This window comes from Reyranella sp. (assembly GCF_017305915.1).
Classification (GTDB): domain Bacteria; phylum Pseudomonadota; class Alphaproteobacteria; order Reyranellales; family Reyranellaceae; genus Reyranella.
Window position 1 is genome coordinate 148,969 of record NZ_JAFKJN010000020.1, and the last position, 23,502, is coordinate 172,470.

The 23,502-nt window shown below is 65.3% G+C and carries 21 protein-coding genes and 1 pseudogene; 19 read left to right on the plus strand and 3 right to left on the minus strand.

The window, feature by feature from the left end:
* The first annotated feature begins 1 nt into the window (after position 1).
* The 10 genes from J0J01_RS20685 (at position 2) to J0J01_RS20730 (ending at position 11,959) form a co-directional block, all read left to right on the plus strand.
* On the plus strand, positions 2-2,194 hold the full coding sequence (locus tag J0J01_RS20685; protein WP_365737743.1) for an iron ABC transporter permease: 2,193 nt from the start codon (positions 2-4) through the stop codon (positions 2,192-2,194).
* A complete protein-coding gene (locus tag J0J01_RS20690; protein ID WP_296384087.1) occupies positions 2,191-3,243 on the plus strand; it encodes an ABC transporter ATP-binding protein in 1,053 nt (350 codons plus the stop codon). Before J0J01_RS20685 ends, J0J01_RS20690 begins: the two co-directional genes overlap by 4 nt.
* Positions 3,244-3,303: 60 nt before the next feature.
* Positions 3,304-4,053: a precorrin-6A synthase (deacetylating) gene (gene cobF / locus J0J01_RS20695; protein ID WP_296384089.1), complete on the plus strand. Its 750-nt coding sequence runs from the start codon at positions 3,304-3,306 to the stop codon at positions 4,051-4,053.
* A gap of 392 nt (positions 4,054-4,445) precedes the next feature.
* Positions 4,446-5,732, plus strand: a complete 1,287-nt coding sequence (locus tag J0J01_RS20700; protein ID WP_296384090.1) for a serine hydrolase domain-containing protein — start codon at positions 4,446-4,448, stop codon at positions 5,730-5,732.
* 54 nt (positions 5,733-5,786) lie between these two features.
* Positions 5,787-6,212: an Hsp20/alpha crystallin family protein gene (locus J0J01_RS20705; RefSeq protein ID WP_296384127.1), complete on the plus strand. Its 426-nt coding sequence runs from the start codon at positions 5,787-5,789 to the stop codon at positions 6,210-6,212.
* Entirely contained in the window at positions 6,209-8,575 is a 2,367-nt protein-coding gene (gene lon, locus J0J01_RS20710; RefSeq protein WP_296384091.1) for an endopeptidase La, read from the plus strand. The genes J0J01_RS20705 and lon overlap by 4 nt, the downstream gene beginning before the upstream one ends.
* 89 nt (positions 8,576-8,664) lie before the next feature.
* Complete coding sequence (locus J0J01_RS20715; protein WP_296384093.1) at positions 8,665-9,540, plus strand: branched-chain amino acid ABC transporter permease; 876 nt, start codon at positions 8,665-8,667, stop codon at positions 9,538-9,540.
* Positions 9,530-10,507: a branched-chain amino acid ABC transporter permease gene (locus J0J01_RS20720; RefSeq protein WP_296384096.1), complete on the plus strand. Its 978-nt coding sequence runs from the start codon at positions 9,530-9,532 to the stop codon at positions 10,505-10,507. The genes J0J01_RS20715 and J0J01_RS20720 overlap by 11 nt, the downstream gene beginning before the upstream one ends.
* The gene (locus J0J01_RS20725) at positions 10,504-11,238 is read left to right on the plus strand and encodes an ABC transporter ATP-binding protein (RefSeq protein ID WP_296384098.1); all 735 of its coding nucleotides are present in this window, start codon (positions 10,504-10,506) and stop codon (positions 11,236-11,238) included. The genes J0J01_RS20720 and J0J01_RS20725 overlap by 4 nt, the downstream gene beginning before the upstream one ends.
* Positions 11,228-11,959 (plus strand): ABC transporter ATP-binding protein, encoded by a 732-nt coding sequence (locus tag J0J01_RS20730; RefSeq protein ID WP_296384100.1) that lies wholly within the window; start codon positions 11,228-11,230, stop codon positions 11,957-11,959. The genes J0J01_RS20725 and J0J01_RS20730 overlap by 11 nt, the downstream gene beginning before the upstream one ends.
* Before the next feature lie 32 nt (positions 11,960-11,991).
* Here J0J01_RS20730 and J0J01_RS20735 read toward each other — a convergent pair whose 3' ends face one another.
* Positions 11,992-13,248: an amino acid ABC transporter substrate-binding protein gene (locus tag J0J01_RS20735; RefSeq protein ID WP_296384103.1), complete on the minus strand. Its 1,257-nt coding sequence runs from the start codon at positions 13,246-13,248 to the stop codon at positions 11,992-11,994.
* 41 nt (positions 13,249-13,289) lie between these two features.
* Positions 13,290-14,105, minus strand: coding sequence for a polysaccharide deacetylase family protein (locus J0J01_RS20740; RefSeq protein WP_296384104.1), 816 nt, complete (start codon positions 14,103-14,105; stop codon positions 13,290-13,292).
* 69 nt (positions 14,106-14,174) lie between these two features.
* Here J0J01_RS20740 and J0J01_RS20745 point away from each other — a divergent pair, with 69 nt between their 5' ends.
* Complete coding sequence (locus J0J01_RS20745; RefSeq protein ID WP_296384106.1) at positions 14,175-14,636, plus strand: PH domain-containing protein; 462 nt, start codon at positions 14,175-14,177, stop codon at positions 14,634-14,636.
* A gap of 57 nt (positions 14,637-14,693) precedes the next feature.
* Here the strand turns inward: J0J01_RS20745 and J0J01_RS20750 are convergent, their stop codons facing one another.
* Positions 14,694-15,212, minus strand: a complete 519-nt coding sequence (locus J0J01_RS20750; RefSeq protein ID WP_296384109.1) for a DUF1993 domain-containing protein — start codon at positions 15,210-15,212, stop codon at positions 14,694-14,696.
* Positions 15,213-15,306: 94 nt separating this feature from the next.
* Between J0J01_RS20750 and J0J01_RS20755 the strand changes: the two genes are divergently transcribed.
* The 8 genes and pseudogenes from J0J01_RS20755 to J0J01_RS20790 form a co-directional block, all read left to right on the plus strand.
* Complete coding sequence (locus J0J01_RS20755) at positions 15,307-16,023, plus strand: glutathione S-transferase N-terminal domain-containing protein (protein ID WP_296384111.1); 717 nt, start codon at positions 15,307-15,309, stop codon at positions 16,021-16,023.
* A gap of 154 nt (positions 16,024-16,177) precedes the next feature.
* A pseudogene (locus J0J01_RS20760) lies at positions 16,178-16,285 on the plus strand (IS5/IS1182 family transposase); the annotation flags it as partial.
* Between the two features lie 175 nt (positions 16,286-16,460).
* Positions 16,461-17,003 carry a hypothetical protein gene (locus J0J01_RS20765; protein WP_296384113.1) on the plus strand — a complete coding sequence of 181 codons (543 nt, stop codon included), beginning with the start codon at positions 16,461-16,463 and terminating at the stop codon, positions 17,001-17,003.
* A 126-nt stretch (positions 17,004-17,129) separates the two neighbouring features.
* Complete coding sequence (locus J0J01_RS20770) at positions 17,130-17,501, plus strand: cache domain-containing protein (protein WP_296384115.1); 372 nt, start codon at positions 17,130-17,132, stop codon at positions 17,499-17,501.
* The gene (locus J0J01_RS20775; protein WP_296384117.1) at positions 17,498-20,494 is read left to right on the plus strand and encodes a response regulator; all 2,997 of its coding nucleotides are present in this window, start codon (positions 17,498-17,500) and stop codon (positions 20,492-20,494) included. The genes J0J01_RS20770 and J0J01_RS20775 overlap by 4 nt, the downstream gene beginning before the upstream one ends.
* A 14-nt stretch (positions 20,495-20,508) precedes the next feature.
* On the plus strand, positions 20,509-20,883 hold the full coding sequence (locus J0J01_RS20780; RefSeq protein WP_296384119.1) for a response regulator: 375 nt from the start codon (positions 20,509-20,511) through the stop codon (positions 20,881-20,883).
* A complete protein-coding gene (locus J0J01_RS20785) occupies positions 20,867-22,516 on the plus strand; it encodes an adenylate/guanylate cyclase domain-containing protein (protein ID WP_296384129.1) in 1,650 nt (549 codons plus the stop codon). Before J0J01_RS20780 ends, J0J01_RS20785 begins: the two co-directional genes overlap by 17 nt.
* A 105-nt stretch (positions 22,517-22,621) precedes the next feature.
* Positions 22,622-23,502: IS5 family transposase (locus J0J01_RS20790; RefSeq protein WP_296384121.1), on the plus strand; the 881-nt coding region annotated here is incomplete at its 3' end.

Genomic DNA, 23,502 nt, shown 5'->3' on the forward strand with positions numbered 1-23,502 from the left:
CGTGTCGCGCACAGCCCTTGCCTGGTCGGTCGCCGGTCTGCTCGCGGCCATGCTGCTGCCCTGGTACGCCCTGCAGGAGGGGCTCGACTCGGGCGCCTGGCTGGGCGGCCTGTGGTCATCCGAGGATTACGGCTCGGGCTTCGCCGAGGTGCTGGCCCAGGGCAAGTGGTGGCTGTCGCCGGCTCTGCTGGCGCTGATGGGCTGTTTCGGGCTGAGCCTGCTGCCGATCCCGCGAGAGCGGCGCGGCACCTGCCTTGCCTTCGTCGCCGGCGCCGGCGTCGTGCTGTTTGCAGCCCAGGCCTGGGGCATCGGGTTGCGCGGCTGGACCGCCGGCTGGCTCACCGCGCTGTTCGGGGAGATGGAAAGCCGCCAGGTCGGCATCGGCGCCGGCGCGGCGGTGGCGCTGATCGCTCTCCTGTCGCTGCTCTCGATTGGCCTGGCCCTGAGAGGAGCGTTCGGCGGCGACGCCTTCGTGGCCGGAGCCGTGACCGCCGTAGCGACCTCGATCCTGCTGTTCACCGCCTGGCCGATCCTGCGCATCCTGCTGCAGGCCTTCCAGAACGGCGACGGCGCGTTCGAGCCGGCATTGGTCATCGAGCGGCTGTCGGCCGCGAAAATCTGGAGCCTGCGCTGCCTCAGCGGCAGCGGCCGCTGCGGGGTCGCGTGGAACACGCTGTTCCTCGCAGTCGCCTGCGGCGCCGGCACGACGGCGCTCGGCCTCGCCTTTGCGCTGATCGTCACGCGGACCTCGTTCCGCTTCAAGAAGACGCTGCGCGTGCTGACCGTCCTGCCGATCGTCACGCCGCCGTTCGTGATCGGCCTGGCGCTGATCCTGATCTTCGGCCGGTCGGGTCTCGTCAACCAGCTTCTGGAATGGTCCTTGGGCGTGCCGCCGACGCGCTGGATCTACGGCTTCCAGGGTGTGCTGCTGGCGCAGCTCTTCGCCTTCACGCCTGTCGCCTTCCTGGTGCTGATCGGGGTCGTCGAGGGCGTCAGCCCGACCCTCGAGGAAGCCTCGCAAACCCTGCGCGCCGATGCCTGGACGACCTTCGCGACGGTATCGCTGCCGTTGATGCGGCCGGGATTGGCCAACGCCTTTCTGGTCGGCTTCATCGAGAGTATCGCCGACTTCGGCAATCCGATCGTGCTGGGCGGCGACTACGGCGTGCTCTCGACAGAGATCTACTTCGCCGTGGTCGGCGCGCAGCTCGACTACGGCCACGCTGCCGCGCTCGCTCTCCTGCTTCTGGTGCTGGCGCTGGGTGCCTTCTTCCTGCAGCGCCGCGTGGTCGGCGGCCGATCCTACGCGACGATTTCGGGCAAAGGCGATGCCGGCCTGCCGGTGCCATTGCCCAAGGGCGCCCGCCGGTGGGCGCTCTCGGTGGCACTGCCGTGGGCGACCTTCACCGTGCTGCTCTACGGCTTCGCCTTCATGGGCGGGCTGGTCAAGGTGTGGGGCCGCGACTACACGCCGACGCTCGACCACTACATCAAGGCCTTCGCCATCGAGCGCTCGGCGTCCGGGCTGATCTGGTCCGGCGCTGCGTGGAACTCGTTCTGGACGACGGTGACGCTGGCCGCAATCGCGGCGCCGCTCACCGCGTTGCTCGGGCTGCTGGCGGCCTGGTTGCTGGTGCGCCAGCGCTTCGTTGGGCGGGCCGCTCTCGAGTTCGCCACCATGCTGTCCTTCGCGGTGCCGGGCACCGTGATCGGCGTCGCCTATGTCTTTGCGTTCAACATCCCGCCGATCGAGATCACGGGCACCGCGCTGATCATCGTCATCTGCTTCGTGTTCCGGAACATGCCGGTCGGCGTGCGCGCCGGCATCGCGGCGATGAGCCAGATCGACCGCAGCCTGGACGAGGCCTCGGCCACCTTGCGCGGCCGCGCCCCGCAGACGTTGATCCATGTCGTGCTGCCGCTGCTGCGGCCGGCCATGGTCGGTGCCCTGGTCTACGGCTTCGTGCGGGCCGTCACCACGGTGAGCGCCGTGGTGTTCCTGGTCACGGCCGAGTACGAGCTCGCCACGACGTATATCATCCTGCGCGTCATCAACGGCGACTACGGCCTTGCCATCGCCTACAGCTCCGCCCTGATCGCCTTGATGCTGGCTGCCATCCTGCTGATCCAGCTCGCGGTCGGCGATCGCCGCCTCGGTCGGCGCGCTGCCCAACTCCAGGGGAGCCGAGCATGAGCGTCGAATTCCGCGATGTCGTGAAGCGCTATGGCACGACGACCGCCGTGTCCGGCATCAGCTTCACGGTCGAGACCGGCAGTCTGGTGACGCTGCTCGGGCCCTCCGGCTGCGGCAAGACCACGACCTTGCGGATGATTGCAGGCCTCGAGCTGCCGAGTGAAGGCCGCATCCTGATCGCGGGCCGCGACGTCACTCGCCTGAGCGCCACGGAGCGTGACGTCAGCATGGTGTTCCAGTCCTACGCCCTGTTCCCTCACATGAGCGTCCTGGACAATGTCTGCTACGGCCTGCGCCGTTCCGGCCATTCGAAAGAGGCGGCCGCTCAGCAAGCCCGCGCGGGCTTGGCCCAGGTCGGCCTGGCCGGTTACGAGGGGCGCCAGCCTTCCGAACTGTCCGGCGGCCAGCAGCAGCGGGTTGCGGTGGCCCGAGCCCTGGTGCTGAAGCCTTCGGTGCTGCTGTTCGACGAGCCGCTGAGCAACCTCGATGCGCGGCTGCGCCGGCAGATGCGCGAGGATATTCGCGAGCTGCAGCAGGCGCTCGGCCTTACCGTCGTCTACGTCACCCACGATCAGCAGGAAGCGATGGCCGTATCCGATCGGATCATCGTCATGAACGTCGGCCGCATCGAGCAGGAAGGGACGCCACGCGACCTCTACGAACGCCCGGCGACGCCTTTCCTGGCGCGTTTCATGGGAGAGTCGAATCCCGCCCGAGCGCACTTGCACCGGCTCGATCCGCAGCGTCTACGGGTGCAGCTCGGCCCGGCCACGATCGACATCGACAATGGGACCGCCAGCGACGGCGAGGCGACGGTCGCCGTGCGCCCGGAAGCGATCACGGTCGAGGCAGCACCGGGACCTGCCAATGCCCTGCCGGGCACCGTCGTCAAGGCAAGCTATGTCGGCACGCATATCGAGTATTCGATCGAGACCGAGGCCGGCACCCTGTTCGCGACCTGCCCGCAGGTCGACCGGCCGCTGGCGCCCGGCGCCGCCGTTGCACTGGTGCTGGCGCCGCGTGGCGTCATCGTGGTCGAGAGTCGCTGATCGCTTGCCGGATGCCTAAAGGTCTTTGGCTTATCGCGCGGATTTTGCTTTAACCGGCCCGTGAAGAAGCTGCTCATCATCGGCATCGGCGCGGGCGACCCCGATTTCATCACCCTGCAGGCAGCCAAGGCGCTGGCCACGGTCGACGTCTTTTTCATGCTGGAGAAGGGCGCGGCCAAAGATGCCATGGTCGAACTGCGTCGCGAGGCCTGCCGGCGCCATGCCGGCGACCGTGCATACCGGGTCGTCGAAGCGCCGAGCCCGCCGCGCGAGCGTCGGCCGGCCGACTACGCGTCTTGCGTCGACGACCTCAATCGCGCCAAGCAGGAGACCTTCGAGCGCATGATCGCCGACAACCTGGCGGACGGTCAGGTCGGCGCGATCCTGGCGTGGGGCGATCCCTCGCTCTACGACAGCACCATCCGCAACGTCGAGGCGATTGCTGCGCGGCTCGGCCTCGCCTGGGAAGTCATTCCCGGCATCAGCGCGGTGCAGGTGCTGGCGGCGCGGCATCGCATCCCGCTCAACACCGTGGCGCAGCCGGTCGAGATCACTACCGGGCGCCGGCTCAGCGAGGGCTGGCCGGCCGGCGTCGACAGCGTGGTGGTGATGCTCGACGGCGAGGACACCTGGCGCCGCTTCGCCGATCAGGACATCGATATCTGGTGGGGCGCCTATCTCGGCACGCCCGACGAGATCTTGCTCTCGGGCCATCTGAAAGATGTGTCGGATGAGATTCATCGTGTCCGCGTTGCGGCGCGAGAGCGTCACGGCTGGATCATGGATACCTATTTGATGCGCCGCCGATAGGCTGTGGATAAGCCTCTGCGGCGCGCCTCATTATGGGCAATGGACCCTGATTCTTGCCCCTGATTCCTTAGGGAACGCGAGTGGCCATTGCCCATAATAGGAGTCTGGCGCGCGCGGGTGCAGTGTGGCCTCCATGAGGACACGTGTCTTGCACCGGAGGAGAGCACCGCCACAACACGCCGAGCGAATCAGACGCGTGCGCGCGTCGCGCGAGGAACGAGGCATTAGCCCCCCATTTTCGCGGCCGGCGAGAAATGGAGAAAATGGAGGAAAATGGAGGGAAAGGCGAAAAATGGCGACGCCGAGTTGGCGCCGTTAGCGAACGGATGCTCGTGGGACTCGGGGAGCCAAGGCATGCTTTGATGCCGGCCATCGAGTTCGGGAGGAAATACATGCTGGTTCGGACGATTGGCGCCCTGTTGGCGTTGAGCCTCGCGCTGCCTGCTGCAGCGCAGGGCATCCCCAAGGCGCAGTCGCCGGAGGAGGTGGGCTTCGTCTCCAGCCGTCTGAAGCGGCTCAGCGACCGGTTCGAGGAAGGCATCAAAAACAACGAGATCCCGGGCGCGGTGGTGCTGATCGCGCGCAACGGCAAGATCGCGATGTTCGACGCCTTCGGCTTCCGCGACAAGGAAGCCAAGGCGCCGATGAAGACCGACACGATCTTCCGCATCGCCTCGATGACCAAGCCGATCGTCTCGGTCGCCGCCATGATCCTGGTCGAGGAGGGCAAGCTCACGCTGGCCGATCCGGTGTCGAAGTACATCCCGGCCTTCGCCGAGACCAAGGTCTCGGTGCCGAAGAAGACTGCCGACGGCACGGTCGAGATGGCGCTCGAGCCGCAGTTCCGACCGATGACCGTCCATGACCTGATGCGCCACACCTCGGGCCTGACCTACGGCGCGGCCGGCAGCGACCCGGTCAAGCAGTCCTACGTCGACATGAAGGTGATGGACGCCAACCAGACCAATGCCCAGATGGTCGAGAAGCTCGCCAAGCTCGCGTTGCTCTACCAGCCGGGCACCCGCTGGGAATATTCGATGTCGACCGACGTGCTCGGGCGCGTGGTCGAGGTCGCCTCGGGCATGACGCTCGACAAGTTCATCGAGGAGCGCATCACCAAGCCCTTGAAGATGGGCGACACCGGCTTCGAGGCTGCGCCCGACAAGAAGGACCGCGGCGCCAAGCCCCAGAAGGAGGGCGCCAAGAACGAGGTGCCCATCATTCCCGAGATCACGCTGAAGACGACCTGGAAGTCGGGCGGCGGCGGCATGGTCTCGACCGCCGCCGACTACGCCCGCTTCCTGCAGATGTTCGCCAACGGCGGCCAGCTCGACGGCGCCCGCATCCTCTCGCGCAAGACCATCGACCTGATGACCGCCGATCACTTGCCGCCCGACATCAAGATGGGCGACGACATGAACAGATTCGAGGCGCTGGAGCCGAGCGCGCGCATGGGCCAGGGCTTCGGGCTCGGCTTCGCGGTGCGCAACGAGCAGGGCCGCAACCCGCTGCCCGGCTCGCCCAACGACTATTATTGGGGCGGTGCCTGGGGCACCTATTTCTGGCACGATCCGCGGGAGCACCTGTACGTCGTGCTCATGATGCAGTCGCCGATGTCGCGGCTGTCCTACCGCTACCTGATGCGCGACCTCGTCTACCAGGCACTGATCGGTAACTGAGCCCAGTCCCTGACGGGATCGTGCAAATCCGAAACGACATCCCATATAGGGGCCATCATGAGTGGAGATCCCCGTAACTGGATGTGGTCGGAGGCGCTGCAGATGCTGGCCCGCGCCGAGCGGCTGCATCGCGAAGTCTTCAACGCTCCCGGCCACAGCCGCAATGCTGTCGTGTCGTGGGAGCCGCCGGCCGACGTCCTGGAGACCGAGGACGCCGTCCTTGTCCTGGTTGCCCTGCCGGGCGTCGACCCCGAGCAGGTACAGCTCATCATCCATAACGGCGTCCTGCTGATCGCCGGCGAGCGCGTGCTGCCGCGCGAGCTCCGGACCGCCGTCATCCATCGCATCGAGCTGCCGCAGGGCCGCTTCGAGCGCCAGATCCGGCTGCCGGCCGGCACCTACGAGCCGCCGGCCAGCGCCGTCGCCGACGGCTGCCTGATCGTCAGGCTGCCGAAGATCGGCAGAAAGGGGACGTCATGAGCCCCGACATCAACACCACCACCCAGCAGAGCCCGGCCCAGCCGACGCAGCCCGACGCCATGATCGTCGTGCCGACGCGCAACATGGTGCTGTATCCCGAGATGGTGCAGCCGTTCGCCGTCGGCCGGCCGTCCTCGGTTGCCGCCGTGCAGCAGGCCGTGCGCGAGCAGCGCCAGATCGTCCTGCTCCTGCAGCGCGACGCGGAGAACAGCGATCCCAAGCCGGGCGACCTCTATCGCATCGGCACCGTCGCCAACATCCTGCGCTACGTGACCAGCCCCGAGGGCGGCCATCACCTGGTGCTCCAGGGCGTGCAGCGCTTCCGCGTCACCGACTTCATCGAAGGCCAGCCCTTCCTGGTCGCGCGCGGCCTGCACATCGCCGAGCCCAACGCCACCAGCTCGGAGCTCGAGGCGCGCTTCCTCGTCCTGAAGGCCCAGGTGCAGCAGGTCTTCGACCTGCTGCCGCAGGTGCCGGCCGAGTTCCGCCAGACCGTCGAGGCGACGACCTCGCCCAGCATGCTGGCCGACCTCGCGGCGACCTATCTCGACATCACGCCGGCCGAGAAGCAGGAGCTGCTCGAGACCGTCGACCTGCTGCAGCGCCTCGACAAGGTGTCGCGGCTGCTGGCGCACCGGCTCGAGGTGCTGAAGCTGTCGGCCGAGATCGGCAGCAAGACCAAGGCGTCGCTGGACACCCGCCAGCGCGAGGTGCTGCTGCGCGAGCAGATGGCCGCGATCCAGCGCGAGCTGGGCGAGGGCGAGGGCTCCAACAAGCAGGAGCTGGCCGACCTCGAGAAGGCGATCGGCGAAGCCAAGATGCCGGCCGACGTCGAGCAGGCGGCCCGCAAGGAGCTGCGGCGGCTGCAGCGCACGCCGGAGGCGGCGGGCGAGTACAGCATGATCCGCACCTACCTCGACACGCTGCTCGAGCTGCCCTGGGCGCCGCCGGCGCCGAAGGACATCGACATCGCCGAGGCGCGCAAGGTGCTCGACGCCGACCATTTCGGCCTCGACAAGATCAAGCAGCGGATCGTCGAGTTCCTCGCCGTGCGCAAGCTCGCGCCGGAAGGCAAGGCGCCGATCCTGTGCTTCGTCGGGCCGCCGGGCGTCGGCAAGACCTCGCTCGGCCAGTCGATCGCCAAGGCGATGGGCCGCAAGTTCTCGCGGGTCAGCCTGGGCGGCGTGCACGACGAGGCCGAGATCCGCGGCCATCGGCGCACCTATATCGGCGCGCTGCCGGGCACCATCATCCAGGCGATCCGCAAGGCCGGGTCGCGCGACTGCGTCATGATGCTGGACGAGATCGACAAGATGGGCGCCGGCATCCACGGCGATCCGTCGGCGGCGCTGCTCGAGGTGCTCGATCCGGAGCAGAACGGCACGTTCCGCGACAACTATCTCGACGTGCCGTTCGATCTCAGCCGCGTGGTGTTCATCACCACGGCTAATATGCTCGACACCATCCCGGGGCCGCTGCGCGACCGCATGGAGATCATCCCGCTCACCGGCTACACGACCGGCGAGAAGATGGAGATCGCCAAGCGCTACCTGGTGCGCCGCCAGCTAGAGGCCAACGGCCTCAAGCCCGAGCAGGTCGAGATCGAGGATGCGGCCCTGCGGCGGATCATCGACGGCTACACCCGCGAGGCGGGCGTGCGCAACCTCGAGCGCGAGGTCGGCCGCGTGCTGCGGTCGATCGCGGTCGAGTTCGCCGAGGGCAAGAGCGACAAGCGCCACATCGGCGTCGAGGACGTCGAGAAGATCCTCGGACCCGTGCGCTTCGAGAACGAGGTGGCGATGCGCTCCAGCGTGCCGGGCGTGGCGACGGGCCTTGCCTGGACGCCGGTCGGCGGCGACATCCTGTTCATCGAGGCGACCCGCACGCCGGGTTCAGGCCGGCTGCAGCTCACCGGCCAGCTCGGCGAGGTGATGAAGGAGAGCGCGCAGGCCGCTTTCAGCCTGGTCAAGAGCATGGCGACCTCGCTCAAGATCGAGGCCGGCGTGCTGGAGAAGAGCGACATCCATGTCCACGTGCCGGCGGGCGCCACGCCCAAGGACGGGCCGAGCGCCGGCGTCGCGATGTTCATGGCGCTGACCTCGCTGCTCACCGGCAAGGTGATCCGCAACGACACCGCGATGACCGGCGAGATCAGCCTGCGCGGCCTGGTGCTGCCGGTCGGCGGCATCAAGGAGAAGGTCGTGGCCGCCGCCGCCGCGGGCATCAAGCGGGTGATGCTGCCGGCGCGCAACCGGCGCGACTACGAGGACATCCCCGAGGAGGTCCGCAAGTCGCTGGAGTTCGTCTGGCTCGAGCGTGTCGACGACGCCGTCTCTGCCGCGCTGCAAACCGAGGCTGCCTAGAAAACGCTAGGCAATATCGCTTCCTCCCGGCAGACTGATGGGCGACGGCGAAAGAATAATCGCCGCGCGTGCGGGAGGAAGACGATGTCATGGATGCCTCTGCCGATCTGCTGATCAACGCCCTGATCTCGGGGCTGCTGCTCGGCGGCTTCTATGCGGCGGTGTCGGTCGGCGTGGCGATCTCCTTCGGCATGCTCGACATCGTGAACATCGCCCATCCGGCGGTCATCCTGCTCGGCTCCTACGTCGCCTTCATCGGCAACACGGTGTTCGGCATCGATCCGATCCTGGCGACCGTCATCACCCTGCCGGTCTTCTACCTGCTCGGCATGGTGGCCTATCAGGTCTACTACGTCGCCTTCGAGCGGCGGGACGACCAGTCGCTGCGCGGCCTGTCGTTCTTCTTCGGCATCCTGTTCATCGCCGAGGTCGGCTTGATCCTGTCCTTTGGCGTCGACTACCGCTCGGTGCAAGCCTGGTACGTCAGCGGCAACCTCAACCTCGGCATCATCGAGTTGCCGTGGCGGTTGCTGGTGCCGTTCCTCCTCGGCATGGCCATGGTGGTCGGCCTGCAGCTCTACCTGTCGCGCACCTTCATCGGTCGCGCCATCCAGGCGGTGGCGCAGGACCAGCAGGCGCTCAGGCTGATGGCCGCCAACCCGACCAAGATCAAGCGCATCGCCTTCGGCCTCAGCTTCGCCACGGCGGCGCTGGGCGGCGCCGCCCTGATCATCATCCAGCCGGTCGAGCCGTCGATCGGCCGCGAATATATCGGCCGCGTCTTCGCGATCTGCGTGCTCGGCGGGCTGGGCAGCTTCCCCGGCATGATGATCGCCGCGGTGACGCTCGGCATCGTCGAGAACCTGACCGCGACCTTCTTCGGCCCGTCGTGGGCGCCGGCGGTGGCGTTCGGCGTGTTGCTCGTGACCCTCGCGGTGAGGCCCAGTGGCATCCTTGGTCGCTAAAGACGCCGAGCGCGAGGCGCCGCGCGGCCTGGGCCACGTCGCCTTCATCCTGGTGATGGTCGCGGTGGCGGCCGTGGTCTTCATGATCACGCGGTCGATCGGCAACAGCTACGCCTTCTTCGCCGCCTACGTGGTCGTGCAGTACATGGTGCTCGGCACGGCCTGGAACATCCTCGGCGGCTACACCGGCTACGTGAACTTCGGCGTCACCGCCTTCTTCGCCATCGGCGCCTATTCGACCGTCGTGCTGCACAAGCTGACGCCCTGGATGCCGTTGCCGGCGATGATCCTGATCGGCGGCGTGATGGCGGCGCTGGTCGGGCTGGGCACCGGCTATCTCACGCTCAGGCTGCGCGGCGTGTTCTTCTCGATCGCCACGCTGGCGCTGGCGGTCGTGGTGCAGACCCTGATCACCAACTGGGACTTCGTCGGTGGCGCCCGCGGCGCCTATGTGATGCGGCCGCGGATCGCGCCGCTGATCGGCGGCGACTACATCCAGTACCTGTTCCTGGTCATGCTCGGCCTCTGCGTGATCGCGCTCGCGACGGCGCGGGCGATCGAGCGCTCGGCGCTGGGCTACGGCTTCGCCGCGATCCGCGACGACGAGGCGGCGGCCGAGGCCTCGGGCGTGCCGACGCTCGGGCTCAAGCTGATCGCCACCGCGCTGAGCGGCGGCTTCATGGGCATGGCCGGCGCGCCGCTGCCCTATTACGTCACCTATCTCGATCCGTCCTCGGGCTTCAGCCTCAACTACGCCGTCAACGCCATCGCCATGCCGCTGATCGGCGGTACCTCGAGCTGGCTGGGGCCGATCGTCGGCGCCATCCTGGTCGGCGGCCTGCAGGAATACATCCGCGTCACCATCTCCTCGGCGGTCAACGTGCTGGTCGCGGGCGTGCTGATGGTCGCCTTCGTGATCCTGGCGCCGCAGGGCATCGTCGGCCTGTTCCAGAGGAAGAAGCGATGACCGCGCTGCTGCATGTCGAGAAGGTCGGCAAGCGCTTCGGCGGCTTCGTGGCGCTGCAGGACATCGACCTCGAGGTCCAGCCGGGCGAGCGGCTGGGCCTGATCGGGCCCAACGGCTCGGGCAAGTCGACGCTGGTCAACTGCATCTGCGGCACCCTGCGCAACGAGCAGGGCAGCGTCAGCTTCGGCGGCGCGGCGATGGACGGGCTGACGGCGCACCAGCGCACGCGGCTCGGCCTCGCGCGCAGCTTCCAGCTGCCGCGGCCGTTCGGCAGCCTGACCCTGGCCGAGAACCTGCGCATCCCGATCCTCTATGCGGTCAACGCCCGCGGCGAGCGCACGCTGTCGGGCGCGGCGATCGACGCGCGCTGCCTCGAGCTGCTCGGCCAGGTCGGCCTCGCCGACAAGGCGCGCCAGATGCCGCGCGATCTCACCCAGATCGAGATGCGCAAGCTCGAGCTCGCCCGCGCCATGGCGGCCGATCCCAAGCTGCTGATCTCCGACGAGGCGATGGCGGGCCTCAGCCACGCCGAGGTCGACGAGATCCTGGCGCTGCTGATCCGGCTGAACGGGCAGGGCGTGACCGTGATCATGATCGAGCACATCATGCGCGCCGTGATGGCGTTCTCGCAGCGCCTCGCCGTGCTGGTCGCCGGCCGCAAGATCGCCGACGGCGATCCCAAGGCTGTGGTCCGCGAACCCGAAGTCGTGAGGGCGTACCTTGGCGAGTAGCCTCTCCGTCTCCAACATCGTCGCCGGCTACGGCGCCGTGCGCGTGCTCGACGACGTGTCGCTGTCGGTCGGCGCCGGCGAGACCGTGGCGCTGCTCGGCACCAACGGCAACGGCAAGTCGACCCTGATGAAGTCGATCATGGGCATGGTGCGGCCGACCTCCGGCAGCATCACCGCCATCATCGACGGCACGCGTTACGAGCTGGTCGGGCGCTCGACCGAGGAGATCGTCGATCTCGGCATCGGCTTCGTGCCCGAGGGCCGCCGGCTGTTCCCCAAGCTCACGGTGACCGAGAACCTGCTGCTCGGCGCCTTCCGGCCGACCGCGCGCTCGGCGATCGCCAAGAACCTCGATTTCTGCTTCGAGACCTTCCCGCGACTCCAGGAGCGCGCCAAGCAGCTCGCCGGCTCGATGTCGGGCGGCGAGCAGCAGATGCTGGCGCTCGCCCGCGCCCTGATGTCGGCGCCGCGCATCCTCTTGATCGACGAGCCGTCGGTCGGCCTGGCGCCGCTCCTGGTCCAGCGCACCATCGACAAGATCAAGGAGCTGAAAGACGGCTTCAATCTCACCGTGCTGATGGCCGAGCAGAACTTCACTCAGGCCGTCCGCATCGCCGACCGCGGCTACGTCATCGTGCACGGCAAGATCGCCTTCACCGGCGATTCCGCCGAGGCGCTCAACAACAACGACCTGATTCGCGAATTCTACCTCGGCGCGTAGGGGGCGCGTCGGCGACGCGCCCCTCGCGCTGCTTACGACTTCTTCGGGTCGTACGGGTACTGGATCTTGCCGGTGGCGTACTTCTTGGGCCACAGGATCACTTCGCTCTTGGGGTCCTTGAACTGGTCGACCCCGTTGCCCTGGATGCCCTGGAACTGCACGGCCATGACCTGCGCCGTCGCCCATTCGCCCTGCTCGTTGAAGGCGACGTCGCCGACCACGGTCTTGTAGGTGGTCTTGCGCAGATGGTCGGCGAGCTTGTCGTCGTTGGTGCCGCCGGTCGCCTTGACCGCCTGCTCGATCACCTGCATGCGGGCGTAGGCGAAGGGCGGCAGGTAGTAGCCGAGGATGTCGACGCCGGCCGCCTCGGACTTGGTCTGGTACTTCTTCACGAACTCGCGGCCCTCGTCGGAGGCGAAGCCCGCCCACGGCAGCCAGAAGTCGTAGACCACGATGCCGTTCAGGAGCGGTCCGAGCTGCGTCTTGATGGCGGTCGCCTGCAGGCCGACCATGCCGCCGCCGTAGATCTTGGGCTTGAAGCCGACCTCGTGGCTGGCGCGGATCAGGCCGACCGTGTCGGCCGGATAGGAGCAGGCCAGGAAGATGTCGGGATTGGTCGCCGCCATGGCGCGCACGACCGGCGTGTAGTCGGCGGTGTTGGGCGGGTAGGTCTTGTCGTAGACCAGCTTCAGCCCGAGCCGCTTGATGACGTTGCGCGCGCCGTCCATGGCGTTGCGCGGGAACTCGGCATCGGCGCCGCACATCGCCACCGTCATCGGCTTGGGGCTCTGCTCGGCCGCGATCTCGAAGAAGCCCTCGGCGAACGACTCCTTCGGCCGCGGGCCGCCGGTCGGCGTCATCGAGAAGTAGCGCTTGTAGTTGAACTCGCTGTTCACCGCGAGGCCGAGCAGCGAGAAGAACGTGCGGTCGTGCTGCATCACGATCGGCATCGCCGGCGCGATCATGTTGGTGGCGTAGCTCGAGCCGATGATGTCGACTTTGTCGACGTCCATCAGCTTGGTGTAGAGGCCGGGGATGGTCGAGGGATTCGACTGGTCGTCGTAATAGACCAGCTTCACCGGCCGGCCGAGCAGGCCGCCCTTGGCGTTGATGTCCTCTTCCCAGATTTGCGAAGCCAGCAGCGCCGCCTTGCCGTTGGGCGCCAGCGGGCCGGTCAGGTTCATGCTGAAGCCGATGGTGAACGGCTTGTTCTGGGCGATCGCCGGAGCGGCGATGCCCGCAGCGGCACCGGCCGCAAGCTTGGCAAAGGTACGACGTTGGATGCGCATTTGAGTGGATCCTCCCAACATTTATGTCGTTGGGATCGATCCTAGCTTGTCTTGCAGAGCCCCGCCAAGGTCCGATGATCGGTCAGCCAGGCCCATTCCTCGTAGCGCCGCGCCGTTTCCAGGCAGTTCATGAACTCGATGGCGCCGAACGGGCGGCCGAAGACATGGGCGTGGACGGTGATGTCGAGACAGCCCGCCGGCCGGCCGAGCCGCGGCCAGTTGGCGACGATGCGCTCGAGGACTCGGGTGAAGGCCTCGGGCTCGGCGCCGTAGCGGACATAGAGCGGCATGTCGTTCACCTCCATGGTGAACGGCACCGCGACGATCGCGCCCTCGGGCGTCCGGTGAAGGGAGGGCAGGTCGGAATCGAAGAAGTCGGCGTGCCAGTCGAAACCGGCTTTCGCCAGCAGCGACGACGTGCGGGCGCTCGGCGTGCAGCGTGGGCTGAGCCAGCCCGGCGGCGGCCGGCCGGTGGCCGCGGCGATCGCCTTGATGCAGCGCTCGAGGTCGTGCGCTTCCTCCTCGGCAGTCTGATACGACGGGATGATGTTCTGGCCCCAGCCGTGCGCCGCGACGGTGTGCCCGCCCGCGACGATCGCCGTCATCAGCTCGGGATAGCGCTCGGCGAGCAGGCCGCTGACATAGAATACCGAGCGCACCTCGAGTCGCTGCAGGATGTCGAGCAATCGCCAGGCGCCGACCTTGGGGCCGTACTCGGCCCACGAGCGCGCCTGCAGATCGAGCACGCCCGCCTTGAGCGGATTGCCCATCGGGCCGATGCCGGGTGCCGAATCGTCGGTCCAGCCTTCGAGCATGACGCTGACGGAGAGCGCGAGGGGCTTGGGAAAGCCTTTCATTCGAACGTCATGCTGCGCGACAGAACGCGCCCTGCGCAACCTTTTTCGCCGGCCTCGCGTTGGGGCGCCGTGGCCTATGTGAACTCCGTCCTGCAGCCCGGCGAGACCCTCAAGGCGATCGGCCGGCTGCACTGGATCAACTACCTCAAGGCATTCCTGCTGTTGGCGATCGCTGGGGTCTGCCTGTTGTACGGCCAGCAGGAGGCGACCAGGATCGGGCGCGTCGCCACCTATGTCGGCTGGCTGCTGCTGGTGCTCGCAGTTGTGCTGCTTCTCGGCGCCTGGTTCACGCGACAGATGACCGAGCTCTCGGTCACCAACTATCGCGTGATCTACAAGACCGGTTTCATCCGCCACCACACGGTCGAGATGAACATGGACAAGGTCGAGACGGTGAACGTCGACCAGTCCATCCTCGGCCGCATCCTGGGCTACGGCACCATCCACGTGCTCGGCACCGGCCAGGGCATCGAAGGCCTGAGCCGCATCGCGGAGCCGATCAACCTGCGCAACGCGATAACGGCGCGCTGAGGGCACTGTCATCCTGAGCGTAGCGAAGGATCCTTCGGCTTCGCCTCAGGATGACATCTAGTTCGCGAGCTTCATCCTGCCCATGTAATCCCGCTTGCCGATCGGCACGCCCTTCGAGCGCAGGATGTCGTAGGCGGTCGTCGCATGGAAATGGAAGTTGGGCAGCGAGAAGGTCATCAGGAAGCCTTCCGCCTTGAACGGCAGCTTGAGGTCGCGCACCGAGAACACCACGTCCTTGCCTTCGAGCGCGTTGACGTCGGCGGGCTTGAGCTGCTCGAGCGAGGCCTTGGCGTCGCTCACCATCTTCTGCAGGCCGGCATAGTCGGCGGTCGACGGGCCGGGCGGGGCGAAGGCGCCCGCCTTGGCGCCGGCCAGCGCGCCGGCCGAATGATGCGCCACGGCCACCACCTGGAAGCGGAACGGCAGCATGTCGGAGAACAGCCGCGTCTCGACGATCTCGTTGGGATCGACGTTCTTCTCCTTGCAATGGGCAAGGCCTTTGGCGAGGAAGCCCTCGACGGCGCCGAGCGTCTGCAGGAAGCAGCCGACAGATGAATCATAGAGTGTGACGGCCATGGTCGTTTCCCCTCGAAGTTGACCAGGGTCTAGCCGTACGCCGAATTCGGATTAAAGTCCCGCCAAACGTGTCTCACTCTTGCGGGAGCTCATCATGATCGACCTGTATTACTGGCCGACGCCGAATGGCTGGAAGATCTCCATCATGCTCGAGGAATGCGGGCTGCCCTACAACCTCGTCGCGGTGAATATCGGCACCGGCGAGCAGTTCAAGCCGGACTTCCTCGAGATCAGCCCCAACAACCGCATGCCGGCGATCGTCGACCGCGATCCGCCGGGCGGTGGCGCACCGGTGTCGGTGTTCGAATCGGGCGCGATCCTGCAGTACCTCGCCGAGAAGACCGGCAAGTTCCTGCCGAAGGACCTGCGCGGCAAGTACGAGACGCTGCAATGGGTGAACTGGCAGATGGGCGGCCTCGGCCCGATGGCGGGGCAGGCCAACCACTTCAACGTCTATGCGCCGCAGTTCAATCCGGTCGACAAGCTCGCGTACGGCCAGGCGCGCTACAGCAACGAGGTCAACCGCCTGTTCGGCGTGCTCAACAAGCGGCTGGCCGACCGCGCGTTCATCGCCGGCGACTTCTCGATCGCCGACATGGCGAGCTGGCCGTGGGTGGTGGGCTTCAAGAATTTCAACCAGAAGCTCGAGGACTTCCCCAACCTGCAGCGCTGGTTCGAGAAGTCGGTCGGCGAGCGGCCGGCGGTGGTGAAGGGCAAGGCGATCGGCGCCGAGCTGCGCAAGACGCCCGGCATCAACACTGACGAGCAGCGCAAGATCCTGTTTGGGCAAACAGCGCAGGTGGTGCGTTAAGGACTCTCTGAACAAGTCGTCGATCGCGCCGCGGTTTTGCTAGATTGGTATCTCCGGTGGAGATGTGGCGATGAAGCAGCTGAGTTTTTCGGACGCGGCGTACGGCGGCAAGCGCCGGGCGCTGCGCGATACGGCGGCGGGTCGGCTGCGCGACAGGATCGAACGTCTCAAGGCGCAGGTGCGGGCCCGAGGCGAGCACGCCTTCCGGGTGATCAAGCGCCAGTTCGGCTATGTGAAGGTCCGCTACCGCGGGCTCCCGAAAAAGCGGCGAGACAGCGAGAACGCCGCCACGCCACCACAACTACAGGGCCTTCAGCGGCAATGGGTGACGTCTCCGAAGCAAAATCAGCCGACTACGACGGCAACGACCGGGCGACGCCGTCATTGCGTGACTTGGTCAGACCTTCCCTAATGGCGGGCGCAACGGGGTGGCCCGTATGAACGACGATCGCCTGCACAAGCTTGCGGAAAGAGGGATCGAAGAGTTTCGCCGCTTCGCGGTGATGTTCGTCTACCTCTGGGTGGTGTTCGGCCTGTTTGTACTGAACGAAACCGTCGTCCTGGGGCAACGGCACATTGGCTTCACGGCGCAAGGCTTTGCCTTGATCAACGCGGCGGTCCTGGCGAAAGTCATGTTGATCGCCGAGGACCTGAAGCTCGGGCGAGCCTTTGACCATCTGCCGCTGATCGTTCCTGTCTCCTACAAGTCGGGGCTGCTCGCCGCGGTGTTCATCGCCTTCCATGCGCTAGAGGAGGTGCTGCTCGGCGCATTCGCCGGCAAGACGATAGCCGACAGCCTGCCTCACATCGGGGGTGGTACCTGGCAGGGCGTGGTCATCGTTTGGGCGATCATGTCCATTTCTCTGCTGCCGTTCTTTGCTCTTCGCGAAATCGGTCGCCTCTTGGACGGGGGGCGACTCTGGAATATGATGTTCAGGCGCTCGGTGAACGGGTCGCGCGCGACCGTGGAGCCGAGCTAGACCGATATTCAAAACTCCGCGGGGGATGCCATGCGATTATTCGCTCTTCTGATTTTTGTATCGCTCTTGATGCCCTCGTTGTGCGCTGAGGCATCCGAGTACGGCAGCAAGGAGGAGGCGGTCGCAATGGTCAAACGCGTCCAAGACATGTTCAAGAAAGATGGCGCTGACGCTACCTTCAAGGCTGTCTCGGACCTTTCGACCAAGCAATTCCACGACCGCGACCTTTATCCCTTCATCTATGATCTATCGGGAATCTGCGTCGCGCACGGCGCCATCCCGGCGCTGATCGGCAAGAACCTCATGGCGATGAAGGATCAGGACGGCAAATATTTCTTCAAGGAAATGATCGACATCGCCAAGGGTCCGGGCGCCGGCTGGGTCGACTACAAGTGGCCGAATCCGCTGACCACCAAGATCCAAGATAAATCCGCCTACATTGAAAAGCTGGGCGACGACTATTTCGTCGGCGTCGGAGTCTATCTTTCCAAGCAATGACCGATGTGAAAGGCCCTGTCACCGCGGCCGGGCGCGTCAGGCGCTCGAAGGCCTATTTCAGCGTCCGCTCCATCATCGACTTCTTCAATAGCCTGTCTATTCATGTCAAGGCGTCGGCGGCGTCGGTCTTGCTGCTGCTCTGTCTGCTGGGCTTGGGCGCAAACGCTTATTTGACGTCGACCCGGTCGGCGGCAGAATTGCGCGTCCTCACCAACGAGCTCACACCGAAGCAGCGGGCCTTCTCGCAAGTGAGCAACGAAGTCTTCGCGACGCACCTGAAAATATTCCGTTATGTGTCGTGGGAAAGCAATGGCGTCAGCGACAAGCTGCTCAAGCCGCTATTCGGCGAAATCAACAGCGACCTCGAGTCCTTGTCCGCCCGCATTTCGGCTCTCGCCGAGAGGCCGGATTTGTCGAGCGAAGAACGCACGACCATGCAGCAGCTTTTGCCCAAGTGGGCAATTTGCAAAAGCCACGCCAAGGATACGATCGATGTCGGCCAGAACGGCTCTGCCTTGGCCGCCCCGATGGCGACGATGATGCTTGGCCAAACAGACGACAGCTTCGAGGCCGTCAACGCAGATTTGCAAAAGCTCTCTCTGGCAGTCACGGCCGCCGTAAATGATTTGAGCAATCAGCTCTATTTCGAGGCGGCGCGGACCAAGAACGTCATTATTCTGGTTGCGGTCGCCGCCTTGTTGATAAGCACATTGGTCGCCTTCGTGGTGGGCCGGTCGATCGTCAAGCCGATCGAGGCGGTCACCGACGTGATGCAGCGTCTCTCCAGCGGCGAAGTCGATGTTGCAATCGGCCAGCGTGATCGCCGCGACGAAATCGGCCGCATGGTCGGCGCGATCGAGGTATTCCGAAAGAACATCATCGACAAGCAGGCGATGGAGCAGACGCTGACCGCCGAGCTCACGCGATCCGTCGAGGAAATGCGGGCGCTCGCCGAGGTCGGCCGGATCGTCAATTCGACGCTCGATCTGGAAGCGGTGCTAAGTACGATTGTCAACAAGGCGACCCAGCTTTCGGCAACTGAAGCGGGCGCCGTCTATGTGTTCAGCGAGGACGCGGGTGAACATCAGCTGCATACCACCTACGGCATGAACGACTTGTTGATCGGTGCGATCAAGGGTCAGCACGCCGAAATCTCCAAGGCGATCGCGCTCGCCATAGAGCAGGGTCAGCCGCTGCAAACGACTGACCTGCGTGCCGATCCGCCGTCGGTGGTTCGCGATATCATGCTGCAGGCCGGTTTTCTCGCGCGCCTCATCGTGCCGCTGCTCGCCGCCGACCGCGTCGTGGGCGCCCTCGTGGTGCGGCGGCAAGCGCCCGGAGAATTTCCGAAGAATACCATTGCGCTGCTGCAGACTTTCGCCGCTCAATCGGTACTCGCCATCCAGAACGCCCGCCTGTTCAGCGAGATCGAGGAGAAAGGGCGACAGCTCGAAACTGCAAGCCAGCACAAGTCGCAATTCTTGGCCAACATGTCCCATGAACTGCGCACGCCGCTCAACGCCATCATTGGCTATAGCGAAATCCTGCAGGAAGACGTCGCCGACCTCGGTGAGGCGGGCATGGCCGCAGACCTCAAGAAAATCGAGAGTTCGGGCCGTCACCTGCTCGGCCTGATCAACGACGTGCTGGATCTGTCAAAGATCGAAGCCGGGAAAATGGACGTTTATCTCGAAGACGTCGGGATCGTGCCGCTGCTCGAAGAGGTGCGCTCGCTCATCGGACCGATGGTCGAAAAGAACAACAACGCCGTCGAGTTTCGGCTGGCCGAAAGCCTTGGTGTCATGCGCACCGATCGCACCAAGCTCAAGCAAAGCCTGCTCAACCTCCTGAGCAACAGCAGCAAATTCACGCAGAATGGGAAACTGACGGTCGCGGCGGATCGCATCCAGGGCGGCGGCAGGCCGATGGTGCGCTTTGCCGTTTCCGATACCGGCATAGGCATGACCGAAGAACAGCTTGGGCGGTTGTTCCAGGCGTTCGGCCAGGCGGATGCCTCGACTACCAAGAAATACGGCGGGACCGGCCTTGGCCTGGCGATCACGCGCAATTTCTGCCGGTTGCTCGGCGGCGACGTGACAGTTGCCAGCAAACCCGGTGAAGGATCGACTTTCACGATCACCCTTGCGGACGATCCCGACCCGCAGGTGCAAGAAGCCCACGTGCAAGAGGGGGCGCCGACCCTTCCGGCTCGGGACAGCCCGACGACGGACGGCGCGCCAACGGTGCTGGTCGTCGATGACGATCCCGCGGCGCGTGATCTGTTGATCGCCAACTTGAAAGGCGCGGGCTACCGTTTGGTGCAGGCGTCCAACGGCAACGAGGCGCTCAGCCTCGCGCGAACGATGCGCCCGGACGCGATCACGCTCGACGTGATGATGCCGAAAACGGATGGCTGGCAGGTATTGAGTGCGCTCAAGGCGGATGCCGATCTGCGCGACATCCCGGTTATCGTCGTGACAATGCTGTCGGACCGCGGCATCGGCCTGTCGCTCGGCGCCGCCGATGTGCTGACAAAGCCGGTCGATCGCGCGCGCCTCACGGCGCTGATTCATGGTCTCGTTCGGCGTGATGGTCCGGTTTTGATCGTCGAGGACGATGCGGCCGCGCGTGACGTGGTTCGGCAAATTGTCGGCAAAATGGGATTGTCGGCGGAGGAAGTCTCGGACGGCCGGCAGGCCTTGGCATGGCTAGGCGGCCATCGGCGGCCGGCGTTGATTCTTCTCGACCTCATGATGCCCGAGATGGACGGCTTCGAGGTACTCGACGCGCTCTCGGTGCATGTGGAGTGGCGAGACATTCCAGTCGTCGTTCTTACCGCCAAGCAGCTCACGTCGGCAGAAAGGGAGCGGCTGAAGGAGCAGGCGCAAGCAATCATCGCCAAGGGCAGCGGCTCCCGTTTCGACATTGTCGCGGCGGTGGGAGCGGCGATGCGGAGACGGCTAGTACGCGGCGCCTCCGCGTCGAGCGCCTAACAGGGGGGAGTCTAATGAAGAAGGTTCTGCTGGTCGAAGACAATGAGATGAACCGTGACATGCTCTCCCGGCGTCTTGTTCGTCGCGGTTTCGAGGTGGTGTTCGCCGTCGACGGCCAGCAGGGTGTCGATCTGGCGAAGAGGGAGCGCCCCGACATCATTCTTATGGACATGAGCCTGCCGGTCATCAATGGCTGGGAGGCAACGAGGTCCATCAAGGGGGACGACGCTACCAAACGCATACCGCTCATTGGGCTGTCGGCGCACGCCATGGCTGGAGACCGCGAGAAGGCCATTGAAGCCGGCTGCGACGACTACGACACCAAACCGGTCGAGCTCGAACGCCTGATCGGCAAGATGGAGAAGCTGCTTGGTGCGGCAGGAAGCTGATCTCCCTGCGATCCGCGCCGATGGAGGCGCCGTGGCGGGCTTCGCAACCGATGAGCGGCTCAACAGGGCCCTGACGGCGTTCCTGCGCCAGGAAGTGCAAGCACCGGCGACAGCCGTCAAAGAATTCCTCGACATGATCATCGAGGATGCGCGCAGGCTGCAACTGGAGCCGCTGTTGCCCGATCTTGCCCGCATGCGCGAGGCGAGCGAAAAGCTTAACGCGTTTGTGATGGGCATCATCAAGGACTCGTCATCGGATCGCCAGGAGGGCGAGAGCGTCGAGGCGTTCCATCGCGGTCTCCGGCACGATCTGCGAACGCCACTCAATGCCATCAAGGGTTACAGTGAACTGCTGATCGAGGACATGGAGGGGGACGAAGGCCATCCGCTCCGGTCTGATTTGAGCAAGTTGAAGGATTCCGCCGACCGGTTGCTCGCCCAAGTCGATACCATGGTCACTCTGGTGGGCCAACAGCCTGCAGACCGATTGATGGATGATGAAGTCCGCACCAGGCAACTCGACGTCGTCGCCGATGTGCTCCGCATTCTGGATCCAGTGTCAGCCAACGGCGCCCTGCAGGAGGCAATCCGATCGAGCCGCATCCTTGTCGTGGACGACAATGCCGCGAACCGAGACGTGCTGGAGCGCCGGCTGACCAGGGAAGGCCGCAAGGTAACGACCGCCGCAAGCGGCGCCGTTGCGCTCGACCTTGTCGCCGCGCAGGAATTCGATCTCGTCCTGCTCGATCTCATCATGCCAGAGATGAGCGGCTTTGAAGTCCTGCGCCGGTTAAAGGCACAAGAGCACACCTTTCACATTCCCGTCATCGTGATCTCTGCACTCGATGAGCTTGAAAGCGTAGTGCGTTGCATCGAGGCCGGCGCCGAGGACTACCTGACCAAGCCGTTCAATCCGACGCTGCTGCGCGCGCGAGTCGATGCTTCGCTCGAGAAGAAATGGCTGCACGATCGCGAGAAGAAATTTATTGCCGATCTCGAGCAAGAGAAACGGTACTCCGAATCTTTGCTTCTCAACATATTGCCGCGAAGCATCGTCAACCGTATTCGCGGTGGCGAGACGAACATCGCTGATCGCGTGCCCGAGGCGACCATCCTGTTTTGCGATCTCGTTGGCTTTACGGCGCTCAGTCAGGAATTGCCGGCGGAACGGATGATCGCTTTCCTCAGTCGAGTCTTTTCGACATTCGACCGACTGGCGGCGGAGCAGGGCGTGGAAAAGATCAAGACCATCGGCGATGCCTATATGGCCGCAGCCGGAATTCCCGAAGCCCAGCCCGATCACGCTTACCGTATCGCCGCGCTGTCGCTGCGCATGCTCGAAGCCGTAGATCAAATCGGGAAGGCGGTCGACTTGACACTTCAGGCCCGGATCGGGATCCACACCGGCCCAATCGTGTCGGGTGTGATCGGCACGCACAAATTCGCTTACGATGTTTGGGGAGACACGATCAACACCGCAAGCCGGATGGAATCACATTCGCTCCCAGGTCACATCCAGGTATCAGCTGAAACGCGCGCCCGACTGGGTGATCTCTTCAACTTCGACTCGCGCGGGACGATCGATGTGAAGGGCAAGGGTGCCATGGTGACATACTTTCTCAGACCCCGATGAGAACCGCGTCGCGTCGAGATTGCGAATTGTTCTAAGGACTCTCTGAACAAGTCGTCGATCGCGCCGCGGTTTTGCTAGATTGGTATCTCCGGTGGAGATGTGGCGATGAAGCAGCTGAGTTTTTCGGACGCGGCGTACTGCGGCAAGCGCAAACGGACGCGCCGGGAGGTGTTCTTGGCCGAGATGCACCGGGCAGTTCCGTGGGCTCGGCTGGAGGGGCTGATCGAGCCCCACTATCCGAAGGCTGGTGGCGGGCGTCGGCCGTACCCTCTGGCGACGATGCTGCGGATCCACTGCCTTCAGCAGTGGTACGGGCTGAGCGACCCGGCGATGGAGGAGGAACTCTACGAGATCGCCTCGATGCGGCAGTTCGCGGGGTTGTCGCTGGCCCGTGGCATGGTGCCGGACGAGACGACGATCCTGAACTTCCGTCATCTGCTGGAACAGCACGGTCTGGCGCGGGAGATCTTCGACACGGTGAAGGCGCACCTGCAGGCGGCGGGCCTGTTGCTGCGGCAGGGCACGATCGTCGATGCGACGATCATTGCGGCGCCGAGGTCGACCAAGAACAGCACGGGCCAGCGCGACCCCGAGATGCACCAGACCCGGAAGGGGAACCAGTGGTACTTCGGCATGAAGGCCCATGTCGGGGTCGATGCCGAGAGCAGCCTGGTGCACAGCGTGATCGGCACAGCGGCCAACGTCGCCGATGTGACGCAGGCGCATGAGCTGCTGCACGGCCGCGAGACCGTGGCGTTCGGCGATGCCGGCTACGTCGGCGTCGACCAATGGCCCGAGCGCAACCGGCGGGTCGAGTGGCAGGTGGCGATGAGGCCGGGCAAGCGCCGGGCGCTGCGCGATACGGCGGCGGGTCGGCTGCGCGACAGGATCGAACGTCTCAAGGCGCAGGTGCGGGCCCGAGGCGAGCACGCCTTCCGGGTGATCAAGCGCCAGTTCGGCTATGTGAAGGTCCGCTACCGCGGGCT